We start from the raw sequence: 18,936 nt of genomic DNA, 5'->3' as shown, positions 1-18,936 counted from the left end.
CCGATCTTCCGGCTGCCCTACGCGATGCCGTCACGCTCGACAAGATCATCCGCTACAGCCACTCGGGCCCGTCACCGGCCTCGGCTACGCAGCTCACCGTCCAGGTCGACACTCCCGCCGTGGCGGCGGACGGCCTGATCGGCGATCTGCTGGGCGCGCTGCGCGGACGCGACGGCCGCTACGCCTCGGCCCGCAAGCTGGCTGTCCTGCTCGGTGCGACCGAGACCGAGGTGACACGGGCCGCGGCGGCGTCCGACCGGCTGTTCCTGAGCGAGCGAGAGCTGGTCGTGCTCGCACCGAACGGTGTCGACACGAACGATCACACCGCCCCGCCGGCCGGTGCGACGCTGACCGGGCCGGAAGGCACGTTCCCGGTGCTGCGCGGCACGATGATCATCGGCCGCAACCCGCGTGCCGACGTGGCCCTCACCGACAGCCGGGTGTCCCGGCGGCACGCGGTGCTGGTCCACCGCGCCGGCGGCTTCTTCCTCGTCGACCTCGGCACGACCGTTCCGATCCTCATCGACGGTCAGCGGCGCAAGGGTCCACTGGTCCCTGTCCGGTCCGGCGAGCGGATCACCCTCGGCGAGGGCGGATACGTCCTGGACGTCGGACAGAAGACCCCGGCCAGGGCTCGGCCGTCCGGCTGGGATGACGACCGGGGCAGCGCGCAGCCGTCGACGCTGGCGGCCGGTGGTGCACTTGCCGGCGCCGCAACGCTCGTCGCGGGGGCGCTCGGCGCGCCGATCACCATGACCGTCGCGGTCGCCGCCGCCGCGGCCATCGTGGTCGGTGCGGTCACGCTCGCAGCGCTGCTCGTGACGAAGAGCTCCGCGAAACGGGCACAGTACGGCGCCGACGAGCGGACGCTGCTGCCCGACGCCGGCGAGGACCGGGGCCTGCTCACCCCGGTCCCGGGTATCAGGGTCCGCGCGGACGCGACCCGCGAGCCGATGGGCCATGAGGGCGACCGCTTCGACTACGGGTACGACGGCACCACGCTGCTCGCCCCGCTGCCGGAGAGCACGCCGGGTGAGGTCGCGGGCTGGATCGAGCTGTGGCGGGCCGTCGTCGGGGAGCTCCTGGCGGGCAACCGGACCGGACCCGCGGTGGAGGAACTGCTCGACCGTACCGGCAGGACCCGGGCGGACCTCCCGGTTCTGGTCATGTACCGGCTCGGGGACCAGCTGGTCGCTGACCGGATCCGTCACCTCGAGGTGCCCGGCGAGTACCGGCTGGTGGCCGGGCCCGACGGCGCCGAGGTGCACGTCTACTACGGCTCGATCGCCGCCGCGAGCACCGCCGTGTTCGCGCTGGTCGCCGGCCACTTCGCGGGCTGGGCCGGTTTCGCCACCGCCCAGGCGCCCTGGGTAGCCCGGCTGGCGGTCAGCGGGTCGGCCGCGAAGGGCTGGAACTCGCGGTGGGTTCCCAGCGGGGTGATGTCGATGCTGCGACTCATCGCGGGCGCCGAGGAATGGGCCCTGCTGGACGCGCTGCTCGCCGAGCGCGCCGAGGTGCTCGCCCGGATCGAACGGGACTTCGCCGGATCCCACCCGGAGTGGGCGCGGGCGCTGCGTGAGTTCGCCACCGAGCTGGCCGACAAGATCGCCGAGGCCCGGGGCCGGGGCCCGGCCGAGCAGGTCGAGGCGACCGACCGCACCGGCCCGGTCGTGGACTGGCACCGCTACGGCGACACCGACCGGGAGCGGTTCGACGGTCCGCCGTCGGTCGGGCAGCTGCGCGTCGCCGAGATCCGGGTGCTGTCCGAGGTGCTGCCCGCTCTGGCCCGGCGGACCGGGAGCACCGAGCGGACCGCCGTCGTGTCCGAGCGGGCACTCGCCAGGGCGCTGCGGGACCGGGACGTGACCGATGTGCCCGAGCTGCTGCGTCGTTTCATCCGGCTCGACGTGGCAGGGACCCGCTACACCACCGACGTTCGGATGGCCGAGGCCCAGCGGCACGTGCGGGCCGGTCGGCTCCGCGAGGACTGGCTGGACGGGACGATCGAGACCCAGGTCGACAAGGCCCGCTGGGGGATCGCCCGTGAGGAGGAGGGCTACGCGGTGCGCAGGGCCGCCTCCGACCGGTCCCACCGGCTCCACTATCGGCTGGCGCAGGCGCGGCGGCTCGCGCTGCTGCCCGTCCTCGGACCGGTACTGCTGCTCCGCGCCGCGGCCAAGTCGACCCTGTTCTGGCTGTTGGTCCTCCTCGTTCCGGGCGGCGACATGCAGTGGATCAACACGATCCACCTGGCCGGGGCGATGCACCAGCAGCGTCTTGCGCGAGAACTGCCGGCGGGACCCAAGCGTGTCGTGGCGGTCACGGTGGCGTGGTACCGGCTGGCGCTCGCCCAGTTCCTCGAGGCGGTCATGGGTGAGCGGTCGCTGAGGTGGGGGCAGCGGCTGCGGGATCGGGCGACCGCCGACCGGGACGCCGCACGCTCGGCGGGCCGGCTGCGTCGTCCCCTGCTGCTGGCCTGGCACAACGCCCGGCGCGCTGTCGGTCAGGCGGTCTACCTGAGCAGGGCGCCCTACCTGCACTGGCGTCACCGGGGCCGTGACCTGGCCGAGGTGGTGCGCCAGGTGCGTGCGGCGCCGGTCTCCCCGTGGCGCCGCCTCACCTCGGCGATGTGGGGCGGCTGGACCCACTTGCGCACGCTGACCGTGAGCGAGTACCACCACCTCGACACGGTGTCGACGTCGTGGCGTCACGCGGCATGGGCGACGGCGGAGGCCGCGCTGCTCGGCAGGGACCGGGACAACGACGTCACCTGGGTGGCACAGCGCATCGCCGCGATCGTGCGTCGCCACGGCCCGGAGGTGGCCGACCGCACGCTGGTCGAGGCGAAACTCGGGCGCCGCGCGGCGCCGCGGCTCGACGAAGCCGTCGCGGAGGCGCCGTTCCTGATCGGCGACGGGGACAGGGTCGGTCTGCTGCGCGTCGGCACGCTGCCGGACGGCGTGGCCCCGACGCTCGCCGGCGACGATCTGCTGCTGCGGATCGACACGCCGGACCTCGGTCCGGGGCTGGAGCAGTTGTTCATCGGCGGCGGCCACCTCGGTGCGATGCTGAGCGGGCGCCGCGACATGGAGGGCACGCTGCGCGAGCTCGACCTGTGGGGGCGGTTGGCGTTCGGGATTGCGCCGACGGCGGCGATGACCACCGCGTCGGGGGTCTACGGGCCGCTCGAGCTCGCGGTGCTCTATCTCGCGCAGGCCGTCAGGGAACGGACGTCCGAGACCGCGCTGCCGGTGGCCACCCTGACCGGCACGGTGCGAATGATCGCCGACGCGGTCCGCCTTCCCGGCGTCGTCGTCGAGCCCGCCGGCGAGGCGACCCTGCTGCGGGTGTGGCTGCCCGCGCTGGCCGGCAGTGAGTGGGAAATCGTCCTGTCTCCCGACCAGTCGCGCGAGGCGCGGCCGGTGATCACGAACCTGTACCCGACCGGCAGGCACGGGCTCGGCGGCGAGGCCACGCTCGGCTGGCCGGTCCAGCCGCTGCCGATGGCCGCGGCGCACAGCAGGGTCACCTCGGTGACGATCGACGGCGCGACGGCCGGTAGCGGGTTCATCTACACCGCTCACGCCGTGGTGACCGCCGCCCACGTGGTCGCCGACAGCACGCCGGCCCAGGTGGCCGTCGACGGCCACCTGGTCACCGAGATCATCCGGCTGCCCGAGCTCGACGGCCTCGACATCGCGGTGCTGGTCGTGCCCGACTTCACCGGTTTCACCTCGGCCTCGATGGGCGGCACCCCGGACGTCGGCCAACGCCTCGTCGTGGTCGGTTATCCGCACGGCCGCCGGACGGCGACGGCCGGCCCGCTCACCGATCCGGTGGACGAGTCGATGACCATCGCGGTCGCACACGGCCACGGTGGACTCTCCGGCGGGGCCGTCTTCGACTCGGAGGGCAACTACCTCGGCCCGGTCAGCACGGCGTCCATCGGGGTCTCCGACATCCGCAGGGTGACCGCCCTCGCACCGAGCGCCGTGGCGGACTACCTCACCGTCGCGCTGCTCACCGTCAACACCTCGGCTCCGGTCGTGCCCGCCGCCGAAGCCGCCCCCGAGACCGTCACCCGCCACCTCCCGGCGGGCAGGCAGGCGCGGGTCCGCGACCTGCACTCGGAGATCGCGGTCGGCTCCGGGATGCTGGCCGGCGGGGCCCTGACCTGGTTCGGCGGTGCTCTGGCGGCGGCGGCGACACTGGTGGTGCTCGTCGGCGCGGTCCACGGCCCACTGCGGGCGGCGACGTGGCTGCTGTCGCGCGGCGTCGACCCCGACGCCGCTCGCGCGCCGCCCGCCGCGCTCACCCGCCTCGCCTGGCGGGTGCTGACCTGGTCGCACTCGCCGGCGGGGCGCCGTTCCCTGGCTCTCGCCCGGAGTGCGCTACTCGGCGCCGTCGTCGGCGTCGCGATCGTCGCGCTGCTGAGAGGGCCCGGCTATCCGTTCGCCGCGTCCGCTGTCGTCCCGACGGCAGGACTGGCGCAGACCCGCCGCACGGATGCTCCGGCGGCACCGTCGCGGCGGGCGCTTGCCAGGGCCGCCGTGGTGCTGCTGGGTTCGCTCACGTTCGTGCTGATCAGCGCCAGTGTGGCGACAGCGGCCACGTCGGCGGCCGCGCTCGGTGCGTCGGTGTCCCCGGTCGTCGTGGCCGGCGCGGCCGTGGTCGCCGCGGCCGGCTCCGTCCTTCTCGTCGCGAAGCGATACCTGGACCCCGACCGGCACAGCGGCGCGTTCTCCGAGGAGGAGCTGGGCACGGACGACCGCGCCTGGTTGCGCACGCAGGTACCCGGTCTGCCGCGCCGGTCCCTCAACCGGGGCGAGCGCCAGGTGTTGCCCACCGATCTCTCCCCTCGCGTCGAGGTACTGACCAGTGCCTCGATCGCCCTCCTGGCCGATGGCACGCTCGGCAGGGAGTTCGAGGGCCTGGACGCCTACACGTGGACCGACGCCGACGGCTGGCACACAGTGCTGTCCGAGGACTCGCTTCGGGAGAGCCCTCGGCCCGCCTTCTGGGCCGAGGTCCTCGACCACGAGCGCATCTTCCACCTCGACGGCGCCACGACCCGGCGGGAGCGGAACCACACCGAGGACCTGGTGCACGTCAACACGCTGCGCGACCCGGCGGCCCCGTTCCGACCGGTCCGCGACGGCCACGGCAGGCGTGCGCTGCAGTCCACCGAGCTGAGCGATGCGGTCGTCACCGCGCTGGACAGCACCGTCGGCGTGCTGGTCACGACGGCCGACGACACCAAGCTCGGCACCGGCGAGGTCGTCGCGGGTGGGCGGTTCGTCCGAATCCTGACCAACCGGCACGTCATCGCCGGAGCGCTCGATGAACCCGGCGCCATCCGGGTCCGAGTCGGGGACACCGTCTGGGCGGCCACCGCGATCACCCTGCCCCGGCCGGAGCGGGTCGTCGAGCTGCTCGTGCGGCGTGACCCGGCGGCGGCCGCTGTGCCGTACGCGACGTTGCTGGACACGGTCACCCGCGCGGACATCGCGGTACTGGAGATCGACACCGCCGAGCACCCCGGTAGCACCGTGGCCTGGGTTCCGCTGGTCCTCGACGAGTACCGGCCCATCGCCGGCGACGAGCTCGTCGTCATCGGCCTGCCCGGTGGTGACTTCCCGCTCGAGGACGGCTCGACCTGGAACAACGACGCCGTCGAGGCGGACGAGCTGCTCGTGGTCAGCCGCGCGGTGGCCGCCTCGGCCGAGCTGTGGGAGCACCACTCCGGCGACCCGTTGACGCTGATGTTCGACGAGGGCCCGTGGACGCGGCCAGGCACCTCGGGCGGCCCCATCCTGGTTCGGCGCGCCGACGGCGGGCATTGGGCCTGGCGGCAGGTCGCGGTGTATCACAGCGGACTCGGCACCACCCCGCTCGGTTTCGGTGCTCGCGCTGTTCTGATCGCCGCTGAGCTGGCCGCGATCGACGAGGAACGCGACTCGTTCCCGGTCGAGGGGATCCTGGATGTCGCGGAGGAGCTGCTCGCCGACGCACACGCCCCGTTCGCAACCGGCACCCGTGGCCTCGGGGCCCGGATTCCGGACGCCGAACACGAACTCGACCTTGTCGAGCGGCTCACCCAGCACAACCCCGGCCGCGTCGCGCCGCGGCTCGCGCGGGCCCGCGCCGCGCTCGCCGAAGCCCGGCTGCGCTTCTGGTCGATGCTGCTGGAGGCGACCGAGCGCCTGCCTCGGGCGCTCGACACCGCCGTCGCGCCCTACCGGGACGTCGTGCGCCCGCTCGTGGAAGCGGCGCTCGCCGGCGGAGCGACCACCCGTGAGCAGCGTGCGCAGCGCGACCGGGTGATCAGCCTGCTACGGCGTCAGCTGCGTGTCCTCGCTTCGGACCCGTACCTGACCGCGACGGACCGAGCCGAGATCGCCTCGGCGGAAGGCAGGCTCGCCGAGGCCGCGAAGCCGCGCGGCGGACCGGCCGTATACAGCTCGGCGCTGGTCACGCCGGTCGCGTTGCTGGCCGCGGTGGAACTGACCCGGCCGTTGCTCGGTGCCTCGGCCGCCGAGGTGGGTATGGCGGTCGCCGGCACGGCGGCGCTGCTGGCGGCATGGCCGGCCGCGAGGCTCGTCGGCGCAGCCTGGACGGTCCTGCGGCTGCGCGGCCCGCCGGTTGGCCGCCTGCTCGTCTCGGCGCTGACCGCAACGCCCACCCGGCGGGCGGGCACCGGTGTAGTGCTGCTGCTCGGGCTCGTGGCGCTCGACCGGGGCTGGGTCGCGGGTGGCGGTGCGCTGCTCGGTGCGGCGTTCCCCGGCGGGTTCGACGCGGGCGAGGGCAGGGGCGGGAACGACCGGGACGACCCGGAGTACCGCAAGCAGGTCGAGCGCATCCGAGGGCACGGGCCGCGCGACGAGGTGTACTGGCAGGCCGCCGTCGCGGTGCTCGGCAGGTTGGCGACCGCCACCGCGAGGACCACCTGGCAGCGGCGGCACCGCGACCGGGTCCTGGAGACGCTGGACAAGTCCCTGCGCGGGAAGCTGGCGCAGCACTTCGGTGACTGGCCGACGCTGCGCACCGCACCGGAGTGGATTCGCCAGGTGCTCGGCTCCCCGATGTGGCTGGACGAACTGTGGCGGGAGTTGAACGACCGGCAGCGGCTGACACTGCTGTGGACGGTGACTCGCCACGACGTCGCGCGTGCCGCGCTGGCCGGACTGCCCGCGTCCGGGCACACGCCGAGCACGGCCTCTGCACTCGTCGGCCTGTTCCGCGAGGGCTCACTCGCGCCGCTGCACGAGCCGGTCGCGCGGCTGGGCGCACACGTCCCCGCCGGCGTCGACCGGGACACCTACCTGAGCCTGCTGGCCACGCTGGCCCAGGACCTGGTCGAGCTCGACGAGGTCGGGCCGTTCGCGCCGGAGCCCGTCGCAGCCGCGCTGGACGAGCTCGGTGCCGCACTGCCCGGGGCGTCCGGCACGGAGGCGACCGCGCTACTGGGCGACCTGGTCGCGACGTTGGCCGAGCTGGCGGAAGATGAACCGGCCCCGGCGACCACGCTGCCCGCTCAGCGCGCGTCGACGGCCGGCCCCGACCTCGGCTATCTGGCCGAGCTGGCCGCGCAACTGCCGGAGTTCACCGCCGACACGGACGTCGCCGGGTACCGCGTCGTCCAGGGCTGGTTGCCTTCGGGCTGGCGGCACGAGGCCGACGGGGTGACCGACCTGCGCCGGAGCGCCGAGCTGGCCAGGCAGTGGCTGGACTCGGCCGCCCGTGAGCGGGTGTGGACCGCGCTGAGCCACGCCGCCGCGCTGCTCGACGAGCCGCACGACACCGGGATCTTCACCGACGCGACCCGCGCCCGGCTGCTGGCCGTCGAGCGCGAGCTGAGCACCGCGAGGGCCGGGCTCAGCGAGCTGGGCCGCCCGCTGTCGAAGGACTTGCCGGTCGACGCCGAACTGCGCATCTCGACGAGAAAGCTGGGCGAGCGCGCCGCCGCCGAGCTCAGTGCGCTCGCCGACGACCCTGCGACGCTGCTGGAGCTGGGTCGTCGGGTCCTGCGCGAACTGGCCGAGCACGACGGCGATGCCACCACGGCCCAGCTGGGTGGGGCGCTGTCGCTGCCGTCGACGCTGGTCGGCGCGGTCGCCGCGAACCACCCGGACTTCAACCTGATCAACGGCGTTGTGCTGGCGAATGTCCCGCTGTCCGGTTTCGAGGCCGACCCCACACTGCCAGTGGTGTCCGAGCAGCTCCTGGGCGCTCTCACCGAGCAGGCGGTCCGCTGGCTGCCGGAGATGTCCGAACCAGCGCGGAGGGGCTGGCTGACCGTGCTGCTCAGCCATGCGCTGCTGAACTGGCGGGTCACCCGTACCGTCGCGGACGCCGAGGGTGCGACCGTGGTGGCGCATCGGGGCGAGGTACGCGCGCCCCGGGCACTGCAGCTGACCTCGGCCGACGGCAAGCGCACCACCTCGCTGCAGATCGTCGCCGAGCGCGACGGCACCGGCTGGCGGGCACTCACCGTGTACCCGGTGTCGTTGGACGCGCGGCAGGCCCGCGCGCCCTCGACACGGTCGATCTCGTTGCCGGTCTCGCTGCCCCGAGGCCGGGTCGCGCTGGGCTGGCACGTCGAGTCGGGCCGGGTGGCGGCGGTACTCACCGACGAGCTCGCCGACGCGCTGGAGAACGGCGGCTGGGGTCGGCTGGTCGTCGACGGGCACCCGGTGCAGGACTGGACCAGCCCCGACGAGCAGCTCTACACCGGCAGCGTCGTCATGCTGTTCGTCCCCGGCCTGGCTCCGGCCGTCAACGGCTCGGCCGACCCCGCACCGTTGACCACGGCCCCTGTGTCGCGGGGCCGGCTGGTGTACGTCCCGGCAGGCGCGCACGACGAGCTCGTCCCGATCCCCGTCCTCGGCCTGGACGAGGGCACCGAGCTGTACCTGGACAGCGCGCTCGGCGACGCGCTGCTCGGCAGGCCGATCCTCGACGGGCGGGGCCGGGTCGTCGCCCTGGTCACTCGACGGATCGACACCACGTTGATCGCCACCCGGGGCGAAGCGCTGCTCGCCGACGCAGGCACCTACCGGCGCTGGACCACCCCGACGGAGCTGATGCGCTACGCCGAGCAGCGTCTGGAGCGTGCGCGGTGGCGGCCGGGCGCGGAGCTGGACCAGGTCGAGCTGCTCCTGGACCTGGCTGCCACCGAGGTGGGCACCGTCCCCTCGGCGGTGCGCGGGCTGATCGAGCTGGGCCGGCGCTGGGCCGCCCTGCATCACCTCGGGCCGGACACCGACCGCGACATCGTCGACCGGCACGCCGCGCTGGCCGCTGCCTGGCTGGCCGCGCTCGACGGCGCGGCGACCGGCGCGACGGGCGCCGAGGCCCGTCAGCTGCTCGCCACGCTCGGCGACGTCGCGTACGCGCTTGCCCGCGCCGAGCACTGGCGGCTGCACCAGCTCATCACCGCCGCCCGGTTCCTGGACGTGCACCAGCGGCTCACGGCCGCCGCCGGTCCACCCGCCACCACTGTCGAGGACCGGCTACGCGTCCTCGACGAGCAGCTGACCGTGCTGGTCTCGGTGCTGCCGCACGAGGGCGCCACCGCGCTGGGCCGGATCCTCGCGTTGTGGGACGACGCCCCCGCCGCCCCAGCGCCCGGTCTGCTCGACTACCTGGCCGGTGAGCTGACCCCGGGCGAGCAGACCCCGGTGCACCTGATCCCGGCGTTGCGGCACACCCGGGAGCTCGCGCTGGCGGCGACGGCCCGGCGTCGCGGACCGAACAGCGGCCCGTTGCGGGTCGGGGTCGAATCCGCGGCCCAGGACGCGCAGCTCGGCGGGAAGGTGGACGGGCTGCTGCGCGGCGGCTACCTGACCGAGCTGCCGGCCGAACTGCAACCGGAGAGCGCCGACCTGCCGGTCCTCGGCTGGAACACCCACCGGGGCGATGCGCCGGCCCGGCTGCGCGAGGACGGTCTGGCCTGGGTCAACGACCCGAACAACTCGCTGCTGCTGTTCACCTGGATCGACCGGGCGAGCCTGCTGTTCGGCAACGGCGTCGTACTCGCACCGCTCTGGATCGCCGAGCGGGTCGTCGCCTACCAGCGCGACGGCTGGCTCGCGGCCGACTGGTGGAGCAGGGCACTGGCCTACGAACGCCGCTGGCGGCTGGAGGAATCGGCCGACCCGGGCTCCCCCGCGCGGCTCGCCGAGCGCGAACTGCTGGTTCGTGAATGGCTGGATGCGCGGTCCAGGGCGGCGCTTGCCGAGTCCCTGGACGGTGCGTCCGGGATGCTGGACACAGCACGCGCCGCCATCGACACCGGCGCACCCGCCGGCGCCCTGTTCGAGCTGTACCTGACCTCCGAGCAGCTCGACGGCGCAACCGGGCTGCTCGCCGAGATCCGTGACCTCGGACCGCGTGACGAACAGCTGGCCAGGCGGCTGGCCGGGTTGCGTGGCCGGGTGGCGGTGCTCGTCGAGGAGCTCGCCGCGCTGCGCGAGGTGCGGGAGCAGCTCACCGACGGGCTGCGGGACATGCTGTCCGACGGCGCGCTGGCGCTGGACACCGCGGCCGCGCACCTGATGGCACCGGCCGCGCTGGTCCTGGCGATCGCCCAGGATGACACCCAGATCACGACCAGGACCGACGGCGCCACGATCGAGCTGCACCTGGCGACCGCGACCGGTGTCTCGATCGCGCCCAGCCCCGGTGCGGGAGCCACGACCGACCCGCTGGCACCGCTGCGCGCCCTGGTCCGCGACGCCGAGCTCACCGAGCTGAACTCGGCGCTGGTGGCTCGGCTCGGCGCGAACCTGCAGCTCTGGCTCGACGTCGTCGCCCCGCTGCGGAAGGCCACACACGACGGCCTTGCGTGGGAGGACCGCTGGCAGCGCGACCTGACCGCGCTGGCGGTGCTCGCCGGCCTGGACCAGCCCGGCCGTGGGAACGACCGGGACTACCCGGAGATGGCCGAGCTCCGCGACGCGCTCGCCGGCCTGGCCGAGGCATCGCCGACCGTGGCGGCACGCAACGAGGTGCTCGACCGTCACCGGGAGCTGCTCGACGCACGGCGGAGGGTCGCCGAGGCACAGACCTTCGAAGCCGCGTCGATCGACTCGGAAGCCCAGTTCGTCGCCATCGAACGGATCGAGGCGCTGCTGGGGTCCCGCGCCGCCGGCAGCCCCGGCCACGACGTCTGGACCTCGCTGATCACCGTGTACGACCTGGTGCAGAAGCGTCGGGTCAGCAACCGGCAGGGCCACAGCGCCGATTCGGTGACCCGGCTGCGCATCGCCCTCGAGGTGTTCTCCGACGAGCTGACCGCCGTGCTCGCCACCGGAGACCGCGACGTCATCGACGGCTGGGGGCCTGCCATGGATGCGGCGTTCGAGCTGCGCATGCAGCTGGCCTCGATCGAGCGTGAGGTCGAGGTGGCGCGGGCCTACCAGGCGCTGTGGCTGGCCGCCGACCGGCTCACCGAGTCCCTGGAGATGCCGCTGGGGGTCCTGGTGGCCGGTATCGAACAGGTCGGGGACGCCACGCACCGCGTAGTGGGGCGGTCCGCGCTGGCCTCCCTGCGCCAGTACGACGCGGTCGTCAGCGTCCTCGGCGAGGTCCTCGCGGCGCTGCGCGACGACCCGACGGCGTTCGCCAACCGGCTCGACGACATCGACCGCGCGATCCGCGCGCTGCTCGTCGCCGGCCCCACCACGCGGGCGCGGCTCGTGCCGGGCTTGGCGGAACTGGTGGACCTCAGCCGGCAACGCGGCGCGCTGACCACGGTGAGCGCATCGAACCGGCTGCCGACGGTGGAACAGGTCGATGCCGTGCTGCGGAGAGCGCTGGCGCAGCGCCACGACATCCTCGTCGGCTGGCGCGCCGAGCTGTCCGACGAGCTCGGTCTCGATCTGGACGAGCTGACCACGCTACTCACCGACTACGACCGGATCGCGGGCGAACAGCCGGACACCGGCGGGTGGCTCGGCGGCCACGACGGCGGGCTGATCAAGGAAGAACGGCCGGGTGAGGCAGACCGGTTCGGCAAACTGATGACGAAGCTGGACGAGCACGCGATCGACAGGGGCCACGACCGGGCCTACCCGAGGGGCCCGCCGATCCTGGAGCTTCCGCTCACCGTCGCGGTGCTGCGGCTGTTGGCCAGGGATGGGCTCGCGGACCTTCCGGGGCGTATGGCCGGGTTCTTCTGGGCCGCGCGCGGAGCCGTGGTGATCTTCACGCCTCGCCTGGACGCGCTGCGCCGTGCCGGATTGCTCGGCGAGCTGCTCGAACACGAGGACGTCTTCCACCGCCTGGGTCGCGCCCGTAACGACAAGGGGCTGGACCATCTCCAGGACGTCGCGCGAATCGTCCAGCTGCTGGAACGCGCGGAACTGAACTGGTTCGCCACCGTCGACAGTGGACAGGTGTCCAGCGCCGAGTTCTGGACGAGGGCGACACCGGTGCTCGGCATGCTCGCCGAGGTCGCCCCGGCGGATCGCGGAACCCATGAGAAGCGGATGGAGCGGCTGCTGCGCTCAGCGGCGGGGCTCACGGTCGCCGAGGAGGGCGACTGGTCCGCATTCGACGCTCCGCCCGCCTGGTTGGTGCACCGGGCCGGTTGGGTCGCGACCGGCTGGAGCTACGGCAGGCAACACAGCCGGATCGCGCTGCTGCTGCTGCTCGCGGCGGAGGGCGGGGACCTGCTGGAGCGGTTCACCGACGCGGGCGGGCCAGGTATCCCGCTGGACCGGGCGGCGAATCTGTTCACCGAGATCGACCGCGTCCTCGATGCATTGCGGACGGAGCAGATCGATTGGAGCCGCATTGCTCGACTCTTCACCGAAGCCGAGCTGTGGTTGTCGCTCGCCAACTGGCTGCTGACCTGGGACCACCACCGAAGCCGGGAACTGATCGGCCAGGCCGACGCCGTCGCCGATCTCGGCAGGAAGGTGGCGCGGTTCCACCGGAACCGGCACGCGCACTGGTCGCGCACGGATCCGGACTACCTGCCGAAGGCTCGGCAGCTACTCATCGAGCTGCGCGCCATCCCGGTGCGTCGGCGCCACACTCTGCACGAGTCGGCCCTCACGGCCTTCGCCCAGATCCTCGACCAGCCGCTGCCCAGGGACCTGGACCGGTCCGCGCTGAGCCCACCGGACGGACCGCACTGGCTCAGCCGGTCGTTGCGCGACCAGCTGTGGTGGGAACTCGTCGCGTCGGCGAACCCGGGCCTGGCCGACGTGCTGAACATGCTGCCGCAGAGCCACCGCTCCTACCGTCACCTCCAGGACCTGTGGCGCTGGTCGACCGACCGGGCGACACGTGCGTTGCACCGGCCGGCATACCGGCTGCTCGACCTACCGGTGCCCACCGGTTGGCGCGCCGACTACCTGAGCGCGTGGTTGACGTTGACCGCGCGGCTGGCCCTGGTTGCTCCGTTGTTCAGCGAGGAGCAACGGCAGACGGAGGCCGCCGAACTCGACCTGCTGCGGTCGGAACTCGACGAGCTACGTCCCTCCGAGCAGATCGACCGGCTCAACGCACACACCTCGGCGCTCCAGAAGCGCCTGCCCCGGCTGCTCGGCGCGCTGCTGGAGGCCGATCTGGACTCGACGCAGCTGCCGACGGAGGTGGAGGCCATCGCCGAGGCGCTGATCCGCCATCACCCGCGCGCCACCCGACAGACCAGGGAGTTGCTGGCCTACTACCTGCGCGCCTGGCAGCGCACCGGCGACCGCGCGCAGGCGCGCACCCTCACCTGGGAGTGGTACTACGACCGGGTCGCGCGGGGCCTCGGTCATGACCCGTTCATCGCCAGGCTGACCACACCGGGGCTGGTGCCCGTCACGATCCTGGACCGCGCCGGGAACCCGGTCGAGGTCCTGGTTGGGCAGGTGGACGACCCGCTGGACATCGTGATGCTCAACTACCCGAACCTGGGTGGTTCCTGCCTGGACTGTGCCAGCGGGTCGATGCGCGGTCACGCGCAGGACCACCTGCACACCCAGGTCGTGGTGCTGCACGTGTGGGATCAAGAGCGTGGCCGGCTGGCTGAGCTGTCCGCGCTGGTCACCGAGGAGGGCATCTGGCCGCTCGGCCAGCCGGCCTCGACCGGCCACCTCAGCTACGGCGACGCGTTCGATGAGTACCTGCGTACGTGGTCGGATCGCAGCGGCCTGCGGGTGCTCTATGACCTGTCCTTCGGAACGAACCCCCGGGGCGGCGCCAACCGGCTGGCCGTGCCCGCCGGCACCACGGAACGGACCGTGCGCCTGGTGATCCCGGCTTCGGGCACCACCACGCGGCTGTACACGCCGGCGTTCGGGGTCTTCAAGCTGCCGGTGACCGGGCGCGATGTCAGGGTGCGGGTGCGGGAGCCGAACGTCACCAGGCGCGGTGGGCCGCTGACCGCGGGCGAGGAGTCCGTCGAGCACGACACTCGTCTCCTCGACGAGCTGCCAGGGGAACACGCGGCCGGGCACCTGACCGAGCTACCGGTCGAGGCGCAGCCCAGGGGCGCACTGCCCGGAGTCCGGGTGCTGCGGTGGCGCACCAGCGGTGGCGGTTCGCGGCTCGCCGGCCGCGGGCTGGGCTGGGTGCTCGACGATCCGCTGCTGCTGTTCACCTGGGTCGACCCCGGCAGCCCGGTGGCCGCCGCCGGCGTCGTGGTCGTCCCCGACCGGATCGTCGCTCTGGTCGACGAGCGTCAGCGCGCTGGTGAGCTGCCGGCGACCTGGTGGGGCGACGCGCTGCGCTATGAGCTGCGCTGGCGCCTGGCCGGCGGGATCCTCACCGCCGAGCAGGAGGCCGCGCGCCTCGCGGAACGGGATCGGCTGCTCACGCAGTGGGCAGCGGCGACACCGCCGACGGTCCCGGGCGCGACTGAGCTGAAGACCGCGGTGCTGTGGCTCGCCGCCGGCAGGACCCTGTCGCATCGGTTCCTCGCCGCGCTCGGCGCTCGCGGTCCACCGCGCCGCGTCCTCGACGTGGGCGATGAGCGCGCGGTGCTGGCCGCGGTGCGTGACCTGACCGACCAGCAGGTGCGTGCACTCGGCGGTGACGTGCTGACCGTGCCCGGCGAGACGCACCTACGGGTGCCGGAACACGCGCTGCGGGAGCGGCTCACGGCACTGCTCGGGGACACCCGTAGGGCCGAGACGGTGAGCACGTCGCTGATCGCGCTGTCCTGGTCCCCCGAGCTCGGTCAGCGACGGTTCCTGGTGGTCGACACGACCTACCGGGCGCTGCACCTGTTCGGGTTGCGTGACCAGGCACTCGCCTACGCCCGGACCTACCCCGCCGATGCGCGACGCTCTGCGGGGACCCAGGTCCGCGACCGACACCGAGCGGCGTTGACGCTGGTCACCGCCCTGGCACGGGCTCGCGCGGCGCATCCCGGGCTGGCCGTGGCACTGGATGAGGCAGCGACCGCCCAGGTCGAGCACGACGCCGCGGAGCAGGCGCTCGGCGCGGCGGTCGGCCGGGCGTGGATGTACCTCGAACCGGTACGGGTCGCCGCGATCGAGGCACAGGTCGCCGCTGTGCGGACCGACATCGCCGAGCAGGCGCTCTGGCGCCGGATCGAGGCACTGGCCGGACAGCTGCGTGACCTGAACCGGGAGTGGGCCGCCGACCTGGACACCCTCAGGTTGCTGCGCGACCCGCACGCCACCCCGGCCGGCGGTGACCAGTTGTGGCACCGGGTCGCGGCGGCGCTGGGTGAGGCGCTGGCCGAGCTGTTCGCCCGCGAAGGCGACACGTCCGCGTTGCACGCCACTCACCGGGTGCTGCTGGACGCACTGACCACACGCGACCTGACCTCGCTGTTCGACCCCTACGAGTACGAGCGCGAACACCTGGACGTCATCGAGGCGACCGTGACGGCGGTCGGCGGGCCCGCTGGCCTGTGGCGCGCGGTGACCCGAACCCACGCTTCGCTCACCCGGTACCGCGACAAGTCCCGGACCCGTCGCTGGAACCTGAGCTCCTCGCGGATTCAGCGGCCGCGCCAGGCGTTCGACGCCGCGCTGACCGCCGCTATCGACCACCCGGACTCGCTCACCACCGCCTGGCTGCCCGCGCACCGGGCCGCGATCGCGCTGCGCACGGCGATGATCACTGCGGAGCGAGAGACCGAGCTGGTCCGCACCTACCAGCGGCCGTGGCGCGCCGGTCGGGCCCTCGCTGTGGCCCTGCGCCGCGCACTCGCCGGGCACTGGGCCGCGACGACCGAACGGAACCCCGTCCCCGGCGACGGGTCGGCACGGACCTTCACCGAGCTGCATCGAACGGCGACCCTGTTGGTCACCGCGACTGAGCTGTCCCACGACTCGCTCGCCGCCCGACGTCGCGCGCTGCTCGTGGCGATCGCGGCGGCCAGGGACGACCTGCTCGACAGCGTCGATGCCGTCTCGGGCACCGATCTGCTCGCACACCGGCTGATCAGCATCACCGGGTCGGAGCACGAGCTGGGTCTCCTGGACACGGCCTCGACCGTGCGCAACACCCTCGCCCCCGGCCTGGCTCGGCACGAGCTGAACCGACGTGCGCGCGAGGCCGCCCTCGCCATGCACCGGGCGCTGCCGCACCTGCTCGTGGAGCTGCGTCTGTCCGAGCACGTCCGCGTCCGGCAGCACCTGGCCACCTACCGAGACGAGACCGCCGCCACCGACCGGACACTCGCCGAGACCCGGCGTGAGCTCCTCGAGGCGCGCCGGGCCCTGGTCATCGCGGTCGGGCGGTCCATGGAGAACGGGCGCGAGCCCGATACCCGCGCAGGCGCCGGCGACGCCGGCCAGTCCACCCCGCAATTCATGGCGGGAGCGCTCGGCGCGGCGACGCTCGGGCTGACCTCCTTCGGAAGGCCCGGCGATGTCGCCGCGATCGGGGCCGTTCTGATCTCCGGCGGCGCGCTTCTCCTCCTCGGACGTGCCGTGTTCCGCACGCTGGCCGCGCGACGTGCCGAACTGGCCGCACAGCGAGCACACGCGGTGCGCCTCGCCGCCAGCGGGCTCGACCTGGAGCACCCGGAGTGGCAGCTCGACCGCACCGCGTGGGCCCTGCTGATCCGTCCGACGCGCGACGCGCGGCCCGAATCCGAATCCCTGTCCTCGCTGGTGATCGAGCTGGCGACGGCGCTGCGTCGCGCGCTCGACGACCCGGCGTTCGCGGTGCTGCGCACCGCGTGGCGGCGCCTCGTCGAGGCCGAGAGCCACCCCCTGTTGTCCGTGTCCGATCCGAGTATCGAGGAGCAACCGGTCATGAAAACGATCATCGAGGCCTTCCTCGCCGAGCAGGCGAAACGCCTCGGCGACACGATCGACGCCCGCAAGATCTGGTTCCGGATCATCGAGCAACAGCTTGAGCTGCGCCGGGCTCGCCTTGGCATCAAGAACGGGTGGTACACCCCGGTCCAGGCACTCGCGATCAGGCAGGCCCGGGACCGGGCGATCGACGGCGCGCTGGCCGAGCGGGAGCTGACCAGGGGCCGGTGGCAGCTGGTGCGCGACCGCCTCCACGCGCTGCGGGTCGACCTGCGCAGTGGTGTGCGGGTGAGCCAGGGCTTGTTCGATACGGCCACCGAGTACGAATGGAACAGGGCCGAGTACGAGTATTGGGAGGCCCGGGGGCACCTGCTGTGGACCCTGCGCTCGGTGGGCACGGCCGAGCCGGAGCCGACGCCCACCTCGGTGCCCCGCTGGGTCGCCAGAGTTCTGACGGTCGCCGTCCTCGTCGTGCCGGTCGTACTGCTGACCAGCGCGCCGGCGGCAGCGGCCGCATTCACCGCACCGAGCCAGAGCGCGGCCGCGGCATGGGCCGCGGCCACCGTGACGATCACCGTCGCGGCGCTGACCGCGATGTCGTGGGGTGCCCACGCACAGCGGGTATGGCACCGATTGTCCGGGAGCAGGCTGCTGCCGGTGGTGATCGGCCTCGCGGTGACCGCGTTGCTGATCCGTAGACCCGATGCCGGCTACCTGGTCTCGATGGTGATCACCAGCCAGGGCCTGAACCTGCCCGGGCGGCGGGGGCTGCGCGGCGCGGAGATCGACATGGTGCGCGGAGCGCTGCGCGGGCTCGACATCGAGCAGGTCACCGCGCTCGGCGGCGGGGTGCATTCCGACACCACGACCGATCGGGTCGTCGTGTGGCTGCCGCGCCGGGCGCTGGTCCACCGGCTGGTGCCGTACACCGGTGCCCGGAGCTGGGCGGACGACATCGTCACTCGGATGGGCATGGTCGCACTGTCCGACGGTTGGGCGGACCGGCGCGACACGGTGTTCCTGCCGGAACCGCTCGTCCTCGCGGTGCGACGGTTCGGTCTGCCCCTGCCTGAGCACAACGCGACGCTGTTCACCATGTTGGCCGGCGCACTGGCCGCCCATCCGGGAGCCGAAGCCGTGGTCAACGCGGCGGGAGCGGCGTCCGACGAGTTCGTCGAGGCCCGCCGCGCACTCGCCGAACAGGCACGCCGGGCCGAATACACGTTGGCCCCCGCGCTGCGCGACGCGCGCGAGACGGTGCTCGACCAGCTGCGCACGAACCTCGCCGACGACCCCCACCTGCCCGCGCTGACGGCCGTGGTGACCAGTATGAACCGGCTCGTCACGCTGCACCCGGAGTGGCGGGAGGACCTCGGGGTGCTCGGCCTCATCGCGGACTCCGCCGGCCTCACCGCCAGTACGCACGCACGCGACACCCCGTGGGCTCCGGCCGCGCTGGCATTGGGCGCGGCGCTGGTGACGCTGCTCGAACTCGCGGACGGGGCGGACGAGTTCGCCGCCCTGCACGCCACTCACCATCGGGTGACCGAGGCGCTGCGCGAACGGTCCCGGGTCGAGCACAACCGGCCGAGAACCGAGGAGGCGGTACTGAGCAACACGATCGTCGCGGCGCTCAACAGCGATGATGCGAACGCCGAGGAGTTCCCGTCCGCACCGAGGCAGCCCTGGCACGATCTGC

The 18,936-nt window shown here is 73.3% G+C and carries 1 protein-coding gene (running past both ends of the window); it reads left to right on the top strand.

All 18,936 nt of this window come from inside a single coding sequence — locus G406_RS0119700, trypsin-like peptidase domain-containing protein (RefSeq protein ID WP_028935142.1), on the top strand. Of the gene's 34,131 coding nucleotides, 817 precede the window and 14,378 follow it; the stretch shown corresponds to coding positions 818-19,753 — codons 273 (partial) to 6,585 (partial); the first codon wholly inside the window starts at position 3. Both the start codon and the stop codon lie outside the window.

It is taken from the genome of Actinospineispora spinosispora DSM 44797 (genome assembly GCF_000429025.1).
Classification (GTDB): Bacteria; Actinomycetota; Actinomycetes; order Mycobacteriales; family Pseudonocardiaceae; genus Pseudonocardia; species Pseudonocardia spinosispora.
This window is presented reverse-complemented; position numbering and strand designations above follow the sequence as displayed.